The organism is Microbacterium sp. Y-01 (assembly GCF_003856715.1).
Lineage (GTDB): Bacteria > Actinomycetota > Actinomycetes > Actinomycetales > Microbacteriaceae > Microbacterium > Microbacterium algeriense.
This window is the reverse complement of sequence record NZ_CP024170.1, coordinates 1,625,897-1,641,066: the sequence shown is the minus strand read 5'-3', so window position 1 is coordinate 1,641,066 and position 15,170 is coordinate 1,625,897. Positions and strand designations below refer to the sequence as shown.

The 15,170-nt window shown below is 68.9% G+C and carries 17 protein-coding genes, 1 tRNA gene and 1 other RNA gene; 10 read left to right on the top strand and 9 right to left on the bottom strand.

Features of this window, described 5'->3' with window-relative positions; translation table 11 throughout:
- Window positions 1-4 precede the first annotated feature (4 nt).
- From CSX12_RS07670 to CSX12_RS07660, 3 genes are read right to left on the bottom strand one after another with little or no spacing between them, the layout of a single operon-like run.
- Window positions 5-1,189 (bottom strand): acetyl-CoA C-acetyltransferase, encoded by a 1,185-nt coding sequence (locus CSX12_RS07670; protein WP_124895404.1) that lies wholly within the window; start codon window positions 1,187-1,189, stop codon window positions 5-7.
- Window positions 1,182-1,850, bottom strand: a complete 669-nt coding sequence (locus CSX12_RS07665; protein ID WP_124895403.1) for a CoA transferase subunit B — start codon at window positions 1,848-1,850, stop codon at window positions 1,182-1,184. The genes CSX12_RS07670 and CSX12_RS07665 overlap by 8 nt, the downstream gene beginning before the upstream one ends.
- A gap of 1 nt (window position 1,851) precedes the next feature.
- Complete coding sequence (locus tag CSX12_RS07660) at window positions 1,852-2,625, bottom strand: CoA transferase subunit A (protein WP_026049985.1); 774 nt, start codon at window positions 2,623-2,625, stop codon at window positions 1,852-1,854.
- Between the two features lie 104 nt (window positions 2,626-2,729).
- On the opposite strand from CSX12_RS07660, the gene CSX12_RS07655 reads away from it, so the two are divergent.
- The 4 genes from CSX12_RS07655 (at window position 2,730) to CSX12_RS07640 (ending at window position 5,779) form a co-directional block, all read left to right on the top strand.
- Window positions 2,730-3,518, top strand: coding sequence for an IclR family transcriptional regulator (locus CSX12_RS07655; RefSeq protein ID WP_124895402.1), 789 nt, complete (start codon window positions 2,730-2,732; stop codon window positions 3,516-3,518).
- Window positions 3,519-3,553: 35 nt separating this feature from the next.
- Entirely contained in the window at window positions 3,554-3,991 is a 438-nt protein-coding gene (locus CSX12_RS07650) for a MarR family transcriptional regulator (protein ID WP_124895401.1), read from the top strand.
- Window positions 3,988-5,223 carry an MFS transporter gene (locus CSX12_RS07645; RefSeq protein ID WP_124895400.1) on the top strand — a complete coding sequence of 412 codons (1,236 nt, stop codon included), beginning with the start codon at window positions 3,988-3,990 and terminating at the stop codon, window positions 5,221-5,223. Before CSX12_RS07650 ends, CSX12_RS07645 begins: the two co-directional genes overlap by 4 nt.
- 73 nt (window positions 5,224-5,296) lie before the next feature.
- Entirely contained in the window at window positions 5,297-5,779 is a 483-nt protein-coding gene (locus tag CSX12_RS07640; RefSeq protein WP_206427147.1) for a YbaK/EbsC family protein, read from the top strand.
- 19 nt (window positions 5,780-5,798) lie between these two features.
- Here CSX12_RS07640 and CSX12_RS07635 read toward each other — a convergent pair whose 3' ends face one another.
- On the bottom strand, window positions 5,799-6,554 hold the full coding sequence (locus CSX12_RS07635; RefSeq protein ID WP_124896836.1) for an alpha/beta hydrolase: 756 nt from the start codon (window positions 6,552-6,554) through the stop codon (window positions 5,799-5,801).
- Between the two features lie 111 nt (window positions 6,555-6,665).
- Window positions 6,666-6,738 (bottom strand) — tRNA-Lys (locus CSX12_RS07630).
- Window positions 6,739-6,893: 155 nt separating this feature from the next.
- Here CSX12_RS07630 and CSX12_RS07625 point away from each other — a divergent pair.
- Together CSX12_RS07625 and CSX12_RS07620 are read left to right on the top strand one after the other, a co-directional pair.
- Window positions 6,894-7,691 carry an inositol monophosphatase family protein gene (locus CSX12_RS07625; protein ID WP_124895399.1) on the top strand — a complete coding sequence of 266 codons (798 nt, stop codon included), beginning with the start codon at window positions 6,894-6,896 and terminating at the stop codon, window positions 7,689-7,691.
- 18 nt (window positions 7,692-7,709) lie between these two features.
- The gene (locus CSX12_RS07620; protein ID WP_124895398.1) at window positions 7,710-8,279 is read left to right on the top strand and encodes a hypothetical protein; all 570 of its coding nucleotides are present in this window, start codon (window positions 7,710-7,712) and stop codon (window positions 8,277-8,279) included.
- 13 nt (window positions 8,280-8,292) lie between these two features.
- Here the strand turns inward: CSX12_RS07620 and CSX12_RS07615 are convergent, their stop codons facing one another.
- From CSX12_RS07615 to CSX12_RS07600, 3 genes are all read right to left on the bottom strand, one after another.
- Window positions 8,293-11,139: an HAD-IC family P-type ATPase gene (locus tag CSX12_RS07615; RefSeq protein ID WP_124895397.1), complete on the bottom strand. Its 2,847-nt coding sequence runs from the start codon at window positions 11,137-11,139 to the stop codon at window positions 8,293-8,295.
- An 82-nt stretch (window positions 11,140-11,221) separates the two neighbouring features.
- The gene (locus CSX12_RS07610) at window positions 11,222-11,866 is read right to left on the bottom strand and encodes a VanZ family protein (RefSeq protein ID WP_241160584.1); all 645 of its coding nucleotides are present in this window, start codon (window positions 11,864-11,866) and stop codon (window positions 11,222-11,224) included.
- Window positions 11,867-12,005: 139 nt separating this feature from the next.
- Window positions 12,006-12,470, bottom strand: a complete 465-nt coding sequence (locus CSX12_RS07600) for an HIT family protein (RefSeq protein ID WP_124895394.1) — start codon at window positions 12,468-12,470, stop codon at window positions 12,006-12,008.
- Between the two features lie 119 nt (window positions 12,471-12,589).
- Here CSX12_RS07600 and CSX12_RS07595 point away from each other — a divergent pair, with 119 nt between their 5' ends.
- From CSX12_RS07595 to CSX12_RS07585, 3 genes are all read left to right on the top strand, one after another.
- Window positions 12,590-12,916: a hypothetical protein gene (locus tag CSX12_RS07595; protein ID WP_017204413.1), complete on the top strand. Its 327-nt coding sequence runs from the start codon at window positions 12,590-12,592 to the stop codon at window positions 12,914-12,916.
- A gap of 43 nt (window positions 12,917-12,959) precedes the next feature.
- Window positions 12,960-13,412 carry an acetyltransferase gene (locus CSX12_RS07590; RefSeq protein WP_124895393.1) on the top strand — a complete coding sequence of 151 codons (453 nt, stop codon included), beginning with the start codon at window positions 12,960-12,962 and terminating at the stop codon, window positions 13,410-13,412.
- Window positions 13,413-13,485: 73 nt separating this feature from the next.
- On the top strand, window positions 13,486-13,908 hold the full coding sequence (locus CSX12_RS07585) for a DUF732 domain-containing protein (protein WP_124895392.1): 423 nt from the start codon (window positions 13,486-13,488) through the stop codon (window positions 13,906-13,908).
- Window positions 13,909-13,992: 84 nt separating this feature from the next.
- Here CSX12_RS07585 and ssrA read toward each other — a convergent pair.
- Window positions 13,993-14,362: a transfer-messenger RNA gene (gene ssrA, locus CSX12_RS07580) on the bottom strand.
- 141 nt (window positions 14,363-14,503) lie between these two features.
- On the opposite strand from ssrA, the gene CSX12_RS07575 reads away from it, so the two are divergent.
- A complete protein-coding gene (locus tag CSX12_RS07575; protein WP_124895391.1) occupies window positions 14,504-15,169 on the top strand; it encodes an SIMPL domain-containing protein in 666 nt (221 codons plus the stop codon).
- Window position 15,170: the final 1 nt, after the last annotated feature.

Here is a 15,170-nt window from a genome sequence, read left to right as displayed (position 1 = left end):
GCGCTCACCGGGTGAGGATGAGCGCTTCGCCCTGACCGCCGCCGCCGCACAGTCCCACGGCAGCCGTCCCACTCCCGCGGCGGACCAGTTCGTGTGCGATGTGCACGACGAGGCGATTGCCGGACGCCCCGATGGGGTGACCGATCGCGATGCCGCCGCCGTGGATGTTCACGATCTCGTCGTCCAGTCCGAGCTCGACCTCCGAGCGCGCGACGACCGCGCCGAACGCCTCGTTGATCTCCACGAGGTCCAGGTCCGACGGCGAGATGCCCTGCTTCTCGCAGGCCCGTTCGATAGCCCGCGCCGGCTGCGCCTGCAGCGAGTTGTCCGGACCGGCGGTCTGCCCGCTCGCACCGACCGTGACGAGCACCGGCCACCCCTTCGCCTCGGCGATGCCGCGCGTCGTGACGACCACGGCGGACGCGCCGTCCGAGATCTGGGAGGAGTTCCCCGCCGTGATGGAGCCGCCCTCGGCGAAGGCGGGGCGCAGTCCTGCGAGCGTCTCGACCGTCGTCTCGGGACGGACGCCCTCGTCCTTCGTCACTTGCACGGGTTCGCCCCGGCGCTGCGGGACCTCGACGGCGACGATCTCGGCGTCGAACACCCCGGCCTCCTGCGCCGCGGCGGCGCGCTGGTGCGACAGCGCGGCCACGCGGTCCTGGGCCTCGCGGGTGAGCTCGTAGCGGGCGTTGTGACGTTCGGTCGATGCCCCCATGCTCTCCCTGTCGTAGGCGTCGGTGAGACCGTCGTAGGCCATGTGGTCGAGCACCTCGACGCTGCCGTACGTCCACCCCTCGCGAGAGCCCATCAGCAGGTGCGGTGCGCGGGTCATGGACTCCATGCCCGCCGCGACCACGACCTCGGCGTCGCCGGTGCGGATCATCCGGGCCGCGTCGATGATCGCCGTCAGGCCGGACAGGCACACCTTGTTCACGGAGTGGGCGGGGACATCCCAGCCGATACCTGCTCCGATGGCGGCCTGTCGGGCGGCGTTCTGCCCTGAGCCCGCGGCGAGCACCTGCCCCACGATCACCGCATCGATCGTCTCGGGGTCGATGGCGGCCTGCTCGAGCGCACCGCGGATCGCGAAGGACCCGAGTTGCGGCGCGGTGAAGGCGGCGAGCTGTCCTTTCAGCCGTCCCTGCGGGGTGCGGGCAGCGGCGACGATGACGACATCGTTCTCAGTCATGGTCCTTGGTCCTTCCGGTGAGCAGTTCGGGGGCCACGGTGAGCGGCGGTTCCGTGGCGGCGATGACGTCCTCGACGGCGACGCCGGGGGCCGTCTCGACGAGGATGAGTCCGGCTTCCGTGACGTCGATCACGGCCAGATCGGTGATGATGCGATCGACGACTCCGCGTCCGGTCAGCGGGAGCGTGCACGAATCCACGATCTTCGCGGATCCGTCCTTCGCCACGTGCTCCATGAGCACGATCACCCGCCCGGCACCGTGCACGAGGTCCATGGCGCCGCCGGGGCCCTTCACCATCTTGCCGGGGATCATCCAGTTCGCGAGATCGCCGGACGCGGAGACCTGCATCGCGCCGAGGATCGCCGCGTCGATCTTCCCTCCGCGGATCATCCCGAAGCTGGTCGCGGAGTCGAAGAAGGTGGCTCCCGGCAAGGTCGTCACCGTCTCCTTGCCCGCATTGATGAGGTCCGGGTCGACGGCGTCCTCCGTGGGATACGGCCCGACCCCGAGGATGCCGTTCTCGGACTGCAGCACCACCGTGATGTCCGGCGGCACGTGGTTCGGTACCAGCGTGGGAAGGCCGATGCCGAGATTGACGTAGGCGCCGTCCTCGAGCTCCGCCGCCGCGCGGGCGGCCACCTGGTCGCGCGTGAGCGCCATCTCAGGCTCCTTCCGCGGCGACGGTGCGCCGTTCGATGCGTTTCGGGATGTCGACGCCGACCTCGATGATGCGATGCACGAAGACACCGGGAAGATGCACCGCGTCCGGGTCGAGCTCGCCGGGTTCGACCAGTTCCTCGACCTGCGCGATGCAGATGCGACCGGCCATCGCGGCGAGCGGGTTGAAGTTGCGCGCGGCCTTGTTGAACACGAGGTTGCCGTGCCGGTCACCGCGCGCGGCGTGCACCAGCGAGAAGTCGGTGGTGATGGCTTCTTCGAGCACGAACTCGCGCTCTTCGCCGTCGACGAGGAAGGAACGGACGTCCTTGACCGGCGACGCCACGGCGATGCTGCCGTCGGCACCGTAGCGACGAGGGAGGCCGCCCTCGGCGACCTGGGTGCCCACGCCCGTCTGGGTGTAGAAGGCGGCGATGCCCGACCCGCCGGCGCGGAGCTTCTCCGCCAGAGTCCCCTGGGGCGTCAGCTCCAGCTCGAGCTCGCCGCTGAGGAACTGCCGCTCGAACTCCTTGTTCTCCCCCACGTAGGACGAGGTCATCTTGCGGATGCGCTGGGCCGCGAGCAGGACGCCCAGGCCCCAGTCGTCCACGCCGCAGTTGTTGCTCACGACACGGAGATCCCTGGTGCCCTGCGCGAGCAGAGCCTCGATCAGGGCGATCGGGTTGCCGGACAGGCCGAATCCGCCGACCGCGAGCGAGGATCCGTCCTCGATGTCCGCGACGGCGTGCGCCGCGGACTCCCATTGCTTGTCGATCACGTCAGCTCCTTCGATTCCGTGCTCCCTCCAGCATCCGCCCGTGACCGGGATCGGCGGAACCAGCATCTTGCGATGTGGCCGAATCGAGCGGTAGCGTCCACATTATGGAACAGGTGGCCACTCCCGTCGCCGGAGCCCAGGCGATCGCGCGGGCGGCTCGCCTGCTGCGACTCGTCACCGCAGGAGGGGCGGAGGGCGTCCCCCTGCAGGAGCTCGCCGAGGCCGCTCAGCTCTCGCGCTCGACGGCTCACCGTCTCCTCAGCGCCCTGAAGGCCGAAGGGCTCGTCGACCGCGACGAGGAGAGCGCTCGGTGGATGCCCGGCCCCGAGCTCTTCCTGATGGGATCGGTCGCGGCGGCTCGGTACGACGTGACCGCCCTCGCCAGGGACATCGTCCGCTCGCTCGCCGTCAAGACCGAGGAGAGCGCGTTCTTCTCGGTTCGCCGGGCGGACGAGACCGTGTGCCTTCTTCGCGAAGAGGGATCCTTCCCGATCCGCTCCTTCGTCCTCAGCGAGGGCGTGCGGTTCCCCCTCGGTGTCGCCAGTGCCGGCCTGGCCATCCTCGCCTTCCTCCCTGACCACGATGTGGATGCCTACCTCGAACGCCATCCCGAGCTCGAGACCGGCTGGGGCCGTGCGCACGGTGTCCGGCCCCTTCGCACGCGCCTCGCCGAGACGAAGGAACGCGGCTATGCCGTCAACCCCGGCTTGATCGTCGAGGGCAGCTGGGGGCTGGGCGCGGCCGTCTTCGACCGGGCAGGACGACCGGAGTGGGCGCTGAGCCTGACGGGGGTCGAGTTCCGGTTCGGGCCGGAGCGTCGTGCGGAGCTCGGGCGCATCCTCCTGGCGCATGCGCACCAGCTCTCCGCGCGGATCGCCAACGCCAGGCGGTAAGACACATACATACCAACAGGTATATACTTCTTGGTATGAATCGTTCGGAGGTCATCCCCTCACTCGTCCTCTCGGGCTACGCGCTCGGGAGGATCGCCGCGCAGGACGCCGGAAACGAGGCACCCGCCGCGCAGTGGCGCGTTCTGAGCCTCCTGGATCAGAACGGGCCCCGGCGCGTCGGAGAACTCGCCGCAGCCGCGCGGACCACACAGCCGGGCATGACGCGACTGATCGGCGGCCTGGAGCGGGACGGACTCGTTCACCGCTCCCCCGACCCCGATGACTCCCGAGCCATCGTCGTCGGCATCACGCCCGACGGCTCGGACGCGCTCAGCGCCTGGCGCACGGAGTTCCGCGACACGATCGCCCCACGATTCATCGACCTGAGCGACGACGACTGGGCTGCCCTCACCCGGGCGGCGGAGATCCTCGCCGCTCGTACCATCGCCGACCGGACAGGAGAATCCCGGTGAACTCATCCGCCCCCACCACGCCATCGGTGTGGAAGCAGCCCGCACAGGTCTGGGCCGTCGCCTTCGCGTGCGTCGTCGCCTTCATGGGCATCGGGCTCGTCGACCCGATCCTCCCCGCGATCGCCGAGTCCCTCGAGGCGACGCCCGTCGAGACCGAGCTGCTGTTCACCAGCTACCTGCTCGTGACCGGCCTGGCGATGCTCGTCACGAGCTGGATCTCGAGCCGCATCGGCGCGAAGGCAACCCTGCTCATCGGCCTCGCGCTGATCGTCTGCTTCTCGCTCCTGTGCGCGCTGAGCGGCAGCGTCGACGCCGTCATCGGGTTCCGTGCCGGATGGGGCCTCGGAAACGCACTGTTCATCTCGACAGCACTCGCCACGATCGTCGGAGCCGCCTCCGGCGGCAGCAGCGCGGCGATCATCCTGTACGAGGCCGCGCTCGGCCTCGGCATCGCGATCGGCCCGCTTCTCGGCGGCATCCTCGGCGAGCAGAGCTGGCGCGGACCGTTCTTCGGCGTCGTCGCCCTCATGTCCATCGCCTTCGTCGCCGTCCTCGTCCTGCTGCGCGGCCCCGGCGAGAAGCGGGTGCCGGTGCCGTTCTCCGCACCGTTCACAGCGCTGCGTCGTCCGGCCCTCGCGATCCTCGCCGTCGCCGCCCTGTTCTACAACATCGGGTTCTTCGTGCTCCTGGCCTTCTCGCCGTTCCCCCTCGGATTCGGTGCACTCGGCATCGGCTTCACCTTCTTCGGCTGGGGTGTCGCCCTCGCCGTCACGAGCGTCTGGGTCGCACCCGTCCTGATGCGTCGGATGCCGCGCACGCGCATCATCCTGATCGTGCTGCCTCTGCTCGCCGTCGACCTCGTCGCGGCCGGACTCGTCGTCGGCAGCGCGGCCGCGCTGGTGGTCTGCATCGTCATCGGCGGACTCCTGCTCGGCGTGATGAACACCGTCCTCACGGAAGCGGTGATGGAGGCAACGGATCTTCCCCGGTCCGTCGCGTCGTCCGCGTACTCCGCGGTGCGCTTCCTCGGCGGCGCGATGGCTCCCCCGCTCGCCGCTCTGCTGTGGCACGCGTTCAACGCGACGGTTCCGTATGTCTTCGCCGCCGTGTCGGTGCTGCTCGCCGCGCTCACCGTCTTCCTCGGACGCCGCGTGCTGGCCCACATCGACGATGAGCCGACGGACGCCGTGACCGAGGACGCCGAGGCGATCCTCTTGGGCGACGCCGCCTGAGCTGAGGACTGCGGCGCCCGGCGGGTCAGTGAGGACCGGCCGGGCGCCGCTGCCAGGTGGATATCGTGGGGTGATGAGCATCGATGCGCCCCTTCCCGAACGCAGCCGCCCCGTGCAGGACCAGCTGACCGCGGCCGGTGTCGAGACCACGATCCGAGTCCTGCCCGACTCCGCCCGCACGGCGGCGGAGGCGGCGGCGGCCATCGGATGCGACGTCGCCGCCATCGCGAACAGCCTGGTGTTCGTCGCGGACGGCGAGCCGGTGCTGGTCATGACCAGCGGCGGTCATCGCGTCGAGCTCGCTGTCCTGACGCGGAACATCGGAGCGGAGGAGGTGACGATGGCGCCGGCACCCGTCGTGCGGTCGGCCACCGGTCAGGCGATCGGCGGCGTCGCACCCGTCGGCCACCCCGCACCGCTGCGCACGTTCATCGACGAAGCGCTGCAGGAGCACGACGAGCTGTGGGCGGCAGCGGGACACCCGCACACCGTGATGCCGCTGACCTTCGCACAGTTGCGAGAGCTCACCGACGGCTCTGTGATCGCCGTCGCCTGATCGCGACTCCGGGTCCCCGTCACCCTTCGGGCGCGCCGAGGTGGCGGGAGAAGAAGCGGGCCGCGTCCTCACCCACGAACCGCGGAACACCGGTGTGGCCGCCCATGTTGGCGTAGAGCGTCTTCTCCTCTGACCCGAAGGCGTCGAACAGCTCCAGCGCCATCCCTCGGTCGTTGCCTTCGTCGTCCCACTGCAGGAGGACGTGCAGCGGGATCGTGAGGCGGCGCGCCTCGTCCATCGTCACGCGCGGCACGTAGCTGCCGGCGAAGAGTCCCGCAGCCCGGATGCGCGAGTCGACGACGGCGAGGCGCGTCGCGACGGCGATCACGCCTCCGGAGAATCCGACGCGATCATCGATCTCCGGAAGCTCGAGAACCGCGTCGAGGGTGCGCTGCCACTCCGGCACCGCCTGCTCGACGAGAGGGAGGATCAACCGGTCGATGAGGTCGTCGGATGGTCGCTCGCCGGCACCGAGAACGCGGCGGAGGTCCGCGCGCACCTGCTCTGCTCCGGGAAGCGGTGGACGCTCCCCCGCCCCGGGGGCTTCGATGGCGACGGAGGCGAATCCCTGCGCGGCGGAGCTCTGCGCACGGGACGCCAGACGAGGATGCATCCGTCGGAGGCCGATACCGCCCGGCTGGCCCATCAGGATCAGCGGAACGGGAGCAGCCGGGGACGCTGCGGGCGGTGTCCAGAGGATGCCGGGAAAGTCGTCGAGAAGGAACTCCCGCTCGACGACACCGCCGTCGAGGATCCGTTCCGAGAGAAACTGCATGGGGTGCCTTCCGAGTGCGAGCGCCATCCGGCACTCCTGCACAAAAAATAGCGCCCGTTCGCGGATGCGAAAAAGCCCCGGAATCTGGCGAGAGATTCCGAGGCTGATCCGTGCACCCCCAGGGACTTGAACCCTGAACCCACTGATTAAGAGTCAGTTGCTCTGCCGATTGAGCTAGAGGTGCGTGGCCCGGGATAACCCCGACCGAGGAATTACATTACCAGCCGACCGGCCCCACGCGAAATCGAGCTCGGCCCGGGCGTGGCCCTCCGTCGACGCGGGGGGAAACATGGCCATCGGTCCCTCTGGGGCGCCGGATCCGCCGACTATTCTGAGAGCGTGACCGCCTCCCCCCGCGCCGATGACCTGTCCAGCGATCTCGAACTCGCGCTCCGCCTCGCCGATGCCGCAGACGCCGAATCCCTCCCCCGTTTCGACGCCGCCGACCTCGAGATCTCGACCAAGGCCGACAATTCGCATGTCACGGATGCTGACCTCGCGACGGAGCGCGCGATCCGCGCGATCCTGGCGCAGGAACGCCCGGAGGACGGCATCTTCGGCGAGGAGTTCGGCGCAGAGGGCAGCACCCACCGGCAGTGGATCATCGACCCGATCGACGGCACCGCGAATTTTCTCCGCGGCGTCCCGCTGTGGGGCACGATGATCGCCCTTGCGATCGACGGCGTCCCTCAGGTCGGAGTCGTGAGCATGCCCGCTCTCGGACGACGCTGGTGGGGGTCCGCCGGCGCGGGCTCGTGGACCGCCGCCGAAGGCGAGATCCGCCGCCTGCAGACCTCCTCGGTGTCGACCCTCGATGATGCCAGCGTCAGTTTCCAGAGCATCGCGCAATGGTCGGAGGCGGGCCGCCTGGACTCCCTGCTCGCGCTGGCCGAGCGCGTCTGGCGCGACCGGGCGTACGGCGACGTCTACGCCTACATGCTGCTCGCCGAGGGGCGAATCGACATGGTCGCGGAGTTCGGCGTCAAGGAGTACGACATCGCCGCCGCCGTGGCGATCGTGCGCGAGGCCGGCGGAAGGATGACCGCGATCGACGGGGCCGAGACGATCTCCGCGCGATCCACGCTCGCCACCAACGGCGTGCTCCACGACGACTTCCTGGCACTCCTGCAGGACTGAACAACCCCGAGGCCTGCGATGATCCCCCGCATCACTGCCGCGACCGCGGGCACGCTGCTTCTGCTCGCCGCCCTCACCGCGTGCGCGGCACCCGCGGAACCTGCGCCCGCGCCGACGCCGAACGTCATCACGCCGACCCCGTCATCCGGGGGCGACACCGCTGCGTCGCCGGAGCCGAGTGCCACCGCCACGGAGCTCACCTGCGAGTCGATGATCTCGGCGGGCACCGTCGCGGCCCTCACCGAGGCCGGGTGGACTGCGAAGCCGAAGGAGTTCGTCGCGGGAGGCGTCGAGCTCACGGAAGGGCTCCTGTGCTTCTGGGCGGATTACTCGGTCGCCTCGGACCACGGGCAGCTCTACGGGTGGGCCGCGCTGGGCGCAGAAGCGGCAGCCGAGGCGCAAGCGGGTCTGCTCGCTGAAGGCTGGAAGCGCGAAGACGGCCCCGACGGGACGTACATCACCGAAGACCCCCGCTACTCGATGGGTACGGATGAGGAGGGCTACGGCATGACCTACCTCTTCGGAGACGGCTGGGTCCGCTTCGCCGACACCCGTCAGGGACTGATCCTCATCGAATGGGCCGGCTGAGCCCCTTCGCACCTCACGTCCGCGCCGTACCCATCGAACTCTCGCGGATCGGTCCGAATCCACGCGTGACCGGCGGCGTCCACAGCAGGGTGATCACCCCGGCCGCTCCCGCCATCGCGACGGCCGCTCCCCAGTCCCAGCGGTCGCCGAAGATCAGCACGCTCGCGCTCACGGCGATGAGCAGTCCGAGGAAGATCGTGATCATGAGTCGCGAGAGCCCGCTGCCGCGACGGACGCCCGCGGCGACGGCCAGCACGAGCAGCCCGAACAGCGCGATGGCGGCTCCGGACAGCGAGAACGCCGACGTGCTGACGTCCGGATCGTACCGGCCGAGGAAGACCACGATGCCGAAGCCCGTCGCCAGCACTCCGGAGACGTAGGCGAGCGCCGCGACGGCCGTCGTGACGATCGAGACGATACGCGGGGTCGATGCCGCCGAGATGCGCGGATTCGTCTGCCGCGCACCGTCGTGGAGCACGAACCGGCGATGCACTGATCGCACGACCTCGATCGCGACCACCATGAGGACCGTGATGCCGGTGAGCGCGACCGCCAGCTCCTCACCGGGGTCGACGAGGACGAAAAACCGGCGGGCGAGCGGAATCGAGAACACGGCGATGAGCAGGACGAACATCGCGCCGACGACGAGCACCTTGAACCGGTTGAGGGGGCGGGCGAGGACGGCCAGCACCCAGATGCCGACCACGGCCAGGATCACGGTCGCTCCGGTGCGCAGCTGGTCCTGATGTGCTCCGAGACCCCGCGCGACGAAGGAGTACCACGTCAGGCCGAGCGCGACGACGATGCCCGAGGGCACGGCGAAGCTCAACGATCGGCGGAGGAAGCCGGGAACGTACCGCGCGGCGTTCGGCATGAGCGCCAGGAAGAACGCGGGAATGCCGATCGTGAGCCCATCGGTGATGGACAGCTGACGCGGCAGGAACGGGAACTCGAGCACGAGCACCCCGAAGATGATCGCGAGAAGCGTCGCGTACACCGTCTTGTTGAGGAACAGCATCGAGACCCGCTCGATGTTCGCGATGACCTGACGCCCCTCCGCGACGACATCCGGCAGATGCGAGAACTGTCCGTCGAGAAGGACCAGCCGCGCGACGGCTTTCGTGGCCGGCGAGCCCGAGTTCATCGCGATGCCGATGTCCGCCGCCTTGATGGCGAGAGCGTCGTTCACCCCGTCGCCCGTCATGGCGACGGTGTGTCCGTGGCTCTGCAGAGCCGTGACCATGCGCTTCTTCTGCTCGGGTGTCACGCGGCCGAACACGGCGTGCCGGTCGAGCACATCGGCGAGTTCGGCGTCGTCCTCCGGAAGCGAACGGGCGTCGAAGCCCTCGGCGACGTCGAGTCCGACCTCGCGGGCGATCGCCGCGACCGTGCGCGGGTTGTCGCCGGAGATGATGCGGATGCCGACATCCTGGCGGGCGAAGTACTCCAAGGTCTGCGCGGCGTCCGCCCGCACCTGCTCCCGGAACGTGAGCACGAGGACGGGCGAGACGCCGACGGGAAGCCGCTCGGCCTCGATGTCCTCCGCGGTCAACGGCTGCTCCGAACGGCCGAGCACCAGCGTGCGGCGACCGGACTCCGCGAGGGCCGTGACCGTGCGGCCGAGCGCCTCCCCCGTATCCGTCGCCCTGTCGCCGAAGACCATCTCCGGCGCCCCCATCACCCAGGTCCCGGCGGGCTCGGCGAACGACACCGCGCTCCACTTCCGTGCCGAGGAGAATGGGACGTACCCTGCCACGACGAGCGGCTCCCCGACCGGGTACTCGACCGCCATCGATCGCGCGGTCGCGTTCGCATCGGGCGAGGCCGCGGACCAGGCGAGGACCACAGCCGCGTCCTGCGCGGCGGGTTCAGCCCCGGGAAGGGTGTGGGCGGCGTCGAACGCGATCTCCCCCACCGTCAGGGTGCCGGTCTTGTCGAGGCAGACGACGTCGACCCGCGCGAGCCCTTCGACCGCGGGGAGCTCGTTCACGAGCACCTGCCGCCGGGCCAATCGGGAGGCGCCGACCGCGAAGGCGATGCTCGTCATGAGCACGAGCCCGAGCGGGATCATCGCGGTCAGCGCCGCGATCGTGTTGACGACCGCCTGCACCCAGGCCCCGCTCGAGAACACCGTGCTGTAGCCGCCGGTGACGATGATCTGGGCGTTGAGCACGAGGAGTCCCACCGGACCGATGATCCAGCTCACCCACTTCAGCACCCGATCGACCGAGGAGCGGAGCTCGCTGCTGACGAGCGAGAATCGACGCGCCTCTCCGGCGAAGCGATTCGCATACGAGTCGGCGCCGACGCGCGCGGCCCGCGCCATGCCCTCGCCCGCGACGACGATCGCTCCCGACAGCGCGTCATCTCCGGGCAGCTTCTCGACAGGGTCTGACTCCCCGGTGAGCATCGACTCGTCGATCTGCAAGCCGTGCGCTGTCAGGATCACCGCGTCCGCGGGGACCTGCTCACCGGCGCGCAGGACGAGGACGTCGTCGAGCACGACGTCAGCGGATGCGACCTCGTCCTCGGATCCCTCTCGGAACACGAGAGCGCGGGGGACGTTCATCAGCGCCAGTCGGTCGAGCGCACGTTTCGCCCGGAACTCCTGGACGCAGCCGATGATCGCGTTGGCGAACGCCGCCAGCCCGAAGAGCGCGTCCTGCCAGCGGCCGACGAGGAACAGCACGAAGAAGCAGGCGAACACGATCCCGTTGAACAGCGTGAACACGTTCGCACGGACGATGCTCCAGGCACTTCGGCTCGTATCCGGTGCGAAGGCGTTCGTGGTTCCGGCCGCGACGCGGTCTGCGACCTCCGCGGACGTGAGGCCGGTCGCGACCGCTGCGGTGGTGTCCACAGACTTCAATATAGGTGGCACCGGCCACTGCCCTAGGGTCGTGCGGCCGCCCATACCGGGGAAGACCCGCCACGAGGCCGGCTCAGATCGAGGGCGCTGCGTCCCGATCCGACACCGCGGACCCGGCTGCCGGGGTGGCCCGTCCGGCCGTGTCCCGCGGTTCAGCGGGGGCTCCTCCGCCGGTTCGCCAGCGGAACCGCTCGAGGAAGCGTCCGAGAGGCGGGATGCGTGACAGGAGCACGAACAGACCGTAGCCCACCGCCCCTCCTGCCACGTTCGACAGGAAGTCGTTGATGTCCGCGATGTGGCCGCCCGAGAAGAAGTCCTGCGCCGCCAGCTGGGCGAGCTCGATGCCCAGGCTCGTCCCCGCAGCCACCGCGATGACCTTGACTGCTGTGGGCCGTGCCATCAACAAGGCGATGAGCACACCGAGGGGCACGAAGACCAGCAGGTTCGTCACCGCGTCTTCGATCTCGTAGTCGGCGAACGGGATCAGCGCGACCGCGGGGATCCACGGTTCGCCCGTCTGCGGCGCGTCGAGGTAGATCGGGAAGACGGTGTTCCCGACGATGCCCGCTGCATAGACGGCCATCGCGGCGGCGACCGACGCCCGCGGCACGGAGAAGAGACGCCGGGCATGCAGACGCCACAGCAGCACGATGAAGACCACGAGGGCGAGAGGGACGACGACCGGGAGGACCGGCACCTCTCCGAAGGGATTGCTCACCGTCCCCACGCTATCGCGCAGTGCCGAGTCCTCGGCGTCTCCGCCCAGCTCGAGACAGCCGCGGTCCTCCTCGGACGCAGTCCGCAGAGTATCGCGGACGAGCTGGGGGCAGCAGAGTGCGGACGGCGATGGGCATGGACTACACGTCCGTCTGAAGAGTGGAAGCGAGCGTTCTTGCGTACCTCTTCCTGGCCTCGGCGTCCGACGGCGCACCCGGGGTGAAGGGCAGCTCCATCCTGTCCTTGCGCCTGTCGATGTAGCGCGGGATCACGTGCAGGTGGAAGTGGAAGACCGTCTGCCAGCCGGCGGTGCCGCAGCAGTTGAGGAGGTTCACGCCGTCTGCTCCGAGCCCGGAGTACATGGCTTTGGCGATCCGCTGGGCGAGCACCGTCGTCGCCACGAGATCGTCCGTCGGGACGCTGAGCAGGTCGGCACTGTGCCGTTTCGGGATGACGAGGAGGTGCCCGTCCGCGCCCGGGTCGATGTCCATGAACGCCAGCGTCTCTGCGTCTTCCGCGACCTTGTCACTGGGGACCCGCCCCGCGACGATCTCGCAGAAGACGCAGATCCCGTTCGTCGCTCCGCCGGATCCAGCGTTGATCATGCGCTACATCATGCCCTAACCCGGGGAAAGACCCTCGGCTGCTGCTGCGACACCGGCGTCGACGTCGGAGGCCTCGACGTAGAATCGATCTCTCGGCCGGAGGAAGGAACACACCGGCAATGGGGACCCCTGGGGCGACGCTCTCCGCGTACCGCGACAAGCAGTCGCAGGCCCGATCGATTCTCGAGGCTGCGAAGCGCGGCCCGCTGCAGTCGCTCACCGATCGCGAGCTCGACGTGCGCGAACAGCCGTTGACGATCCATCCGCGACCGAAGTCCGTGCGAGCGTGGGTGCGCTTCGGGCCTGAGGCGATCCGAGTGGATGCGAGACTCGTCCGCTCCTCTCCCCTCGCCGCCGGAATCGAGTTCCGCGCGGGCGATCGGACGTTCCGCTGCTGGGTGTGGGGGAACGCCGTCACGCTCGACGACGTCGACAGCCGGGCATAGGCTCTGAGAGGACGATGTCTATGTCCGCCAGGAAGGACCCCTCATGACCGCCTTGAGCATTCGATCGTCCCTTGGCGCGGAGGAGTATCCGGCACTCGTTGCGATCTGGCGCAGCGCTGTGGACGCGACTCACGGCTTCCTCGCGGAAGCTCACCGCGCCGAGATCGAGAGCCACCTGCAGTCGGACTACTTCCCTGCCGTGACTCTCTCGGTCGCTGATCTCGATGGTCGCCCGGTGGGATTCTCCGGCGTTCTCGACGGCAATCTGGAGATGCTGTTCGTGGATGCGGCGCAGCGCGGCGGAGGAATCGGCACCGCTCTCCTGAGCCATGCGATCACGGAGCACGGTGTCACCGCGGTGGATGTCAACGAGCAGAACGATTCCGCTGCGGGCTTCTACGCGCACCGCGGGTTCGAGGTCGTCAGCCGCAGCGAGACCGATGAAGCGGGTCGGCCGTACCCACTGCTCCACATGAAGCTCAGCGAGCACGGCTGACCAGCAGAACCTGCGACCACCTCCCTCACCAGCCGTCGCTGATGAGGGTCAGACGCCGATCGGGAGGATCGAGATGCCCAAAGTGACAGCCACCACCATCGCGGTGACGGCCCTGCTTCTCGTCGGACTCACCGGGTGCACCGGGACGACGCCGAGCGCGGGGAACGAGAGCACAGCGCCAGCAGCGAGCGAACCGGCGCCACCCCATGTGACGGAATCGCCGACCGCTGAGCCGGAGGCGTCCGACGCTGAAGCGGCGTTCCTCGCCCTCGTCGGCGAAAGCCTGCCCGTGGAGACGATCATCCCTGACGTCACCGATGCACAACTCCTGGCAGCAGGTCAGGAAGCATGCGACCGGCTCCGCGCTGGAGAAGTGCCAGACACCATGTCTCTGATCGAAGGTGAGCAGAAGAACGATGCCGACATCTACGCCGACAGCAGCGCCATCATCTCGTCCGCGCGTCTCACTCTCTGCACCGACCAGCTCAGCGGATGACGCGGGAGCCTGTCCCGATTCCAGAAAGGCCCGCCTCCCTGATGATCATCAGGGAGGCGGGCCTTCATGCTTGTGACAGCGACCTGGTGGAGCTGGGGGGAATCGAACCCCCGTCCAACGCTGAGTCTCCACGCCTTCTCCGGGCGCAGTCTGTGAAGACGTTCTACTCGGCTCCGACCTTTGTCACAGACACCTAAGTCGACGAGCCCAGCCTGGGAAGAGTCCCACGTGACGTCCAGACGCCGTCACGCAGCAAGATTCCTAGATGACGCCAGGATCCGTACCGGAATCACATACGGCCTGACGGACTATCGGGCTCGCTTATGCAGCGAGGGCGAAGTCGTTGCGCTTGGTTTCGGCAACTATTTTTTTGCAGAGAGCGTTTACGAGATAACTCTGCATCCTCGGCCCGCTTCTCGTGGATTCACAGGCGCTGTCGAAACCGATCAGCCCCGTGGTCCTTCTCTCGAAGGAGCCGCTGTCACACTGTGGAATTACCAACTCGGATGACGAACACCCGAGCATCACAGACTACAACGTTCGCGCCGGCTCCGCCATTCCGCGCCCGCCGAGACTGCTGGCGTAGAGTCGCCGCATGAGCGAAGTCACCGTCACCGTCCGCGGCGAGCATGAGGCGCGCGTCGCGCCCGAGCGCGCCACCATCCGCGTCGGCGTCCGCGCCGAGGGACCGGATCGCGCTGCCGTCGTCGACACGGCCATGCGGCTCGCGGAGCCGGTGCGGCGGAGCATCACGGAACGCGCAGACGCGGGGACCGTCGTGGACTGGACCAGCAAGCGACTCGCCGTCCGCGCCGAGCGCCCTTGGAACAGCGAAGGCAAGCGCCTCGCCCCGGTCTACTACGCCAGCATCGACTTCACGGCGACGTTCTCGGAAGCCTCCGAGCTGTCCCTCTGGGTGTCCGACATCTCACCCTGGGACGGCGTCGAGGTCGGCTGGGTCGACTGGCACCTCACGCCGGAGACGCGTGCGGATCTCGAGCGTGACGTCGCAGCCCGGGCCGTGGGTGTCGCCGTGACCCGGGCGCAGGCGTACGCGAGCGCGCTCGGTCTCGACGAGGTCACGCCTCTCGAGATCGCCGACGTCGGGTTGATCTCCCCCGGTCCCTCGGCCCCGGGCGCCCCGCTGATGAAGGCCCGCGATGCGGTGGCTTTCGCGGCCGAATCCGGCCCCGCGATGGAATACGAGCCGGAGGAGATCACCGTCTCCGCCACCGTGGAGGCCCGATTCCTCGCGCGCTGAC

Bases quoted from the DNA above. Each gene is read 5' to 3' on its own strand.
- CSX12_RS07655 (WP_124895402.1), top strand. From the start codon at position 2,730: ATGGAACAGGTGGCCACTCCCGTCGCCGGAGCCCAGGCGATCGCGCGG.
- CSX12_RS07590 (WP_124895393.1), top strand. From the start codon at position 12,960: ATGACCGCCTTGAGCATTCGATCGTCCCTTGGCGCGGAGGAGTATCCG.
- CSX12_RS07665 (WP_124895403.1), bottom strand. From the start codon at position 1,850: ATGGCGCTCACGCGCGACCAGGTGGCCGCCCGCGCGGCGGCGGAGCTC.
- CSX12_RS07600 (WP_124895394.1), bottom strand. From the start codon at position 12,470: ATGATCAACGCTGGATCCGGCGGAGCGACGAACGGGATCTGCGTCTTC.
- CSX12_RS07585 (WP_124895392.1), top strand. From the start codon at position 13,486: ATGCCCAAAGTGACAGCCACCACCATCGCGGTGACGGCCCTGCTTCTC.
- CSX12_RS07635 (WP_124896836.1), bottom strand. From the start codon at position 6,554: ATGCAGTTTCTCTCGGAACGGATCCTCGACGGCGGTGTCGTCGAGCGG.
- CSX12_RS07620 (WP_124895398.1), top strand. From the start codon at position 7,710: ATGATCCCCCGCATCACTGCCGCGACCGCGGGCACGCTGCTTCTGCTC.
- CSX12_RS07650 (WP_124895401.1), top strand. From the start codon at position 3,554: ATGAATCGTTCGGAGGTCATCCCCTCACTCGTCCTCTCGGGCTACGCG.
- CSX12_RS07670 (WP_124895404.1), bottom strand. From the start codon at position 1,189: ATGACTGAGAACGATGTCGTCATCGTCGCCGCTGCCCGCACCCCGCAG.
- CSX12_RS07575 (WP_124895391.1), top strand. From the start codon at position 14,504: ATGAGCGAAGTCACCGTCACCGTCCGCGGCGAGCATGAGGCGCGCGTC.
- CSX12_RS07640 (WP_206427147.1), top strand. From the start codon at position 5,297: ATGAGCATCGATGCGCCCCTTCCCGAACGCAGCCGCCCCGTGCAGGAC.
- CSX12_RS07595 (WP_017204413.1), top strand. From the start codon at position 12,590: ATGGGGACCCCTGGGGCGACGCTCTCCGCGTACCGCGACAAGCAGTCG.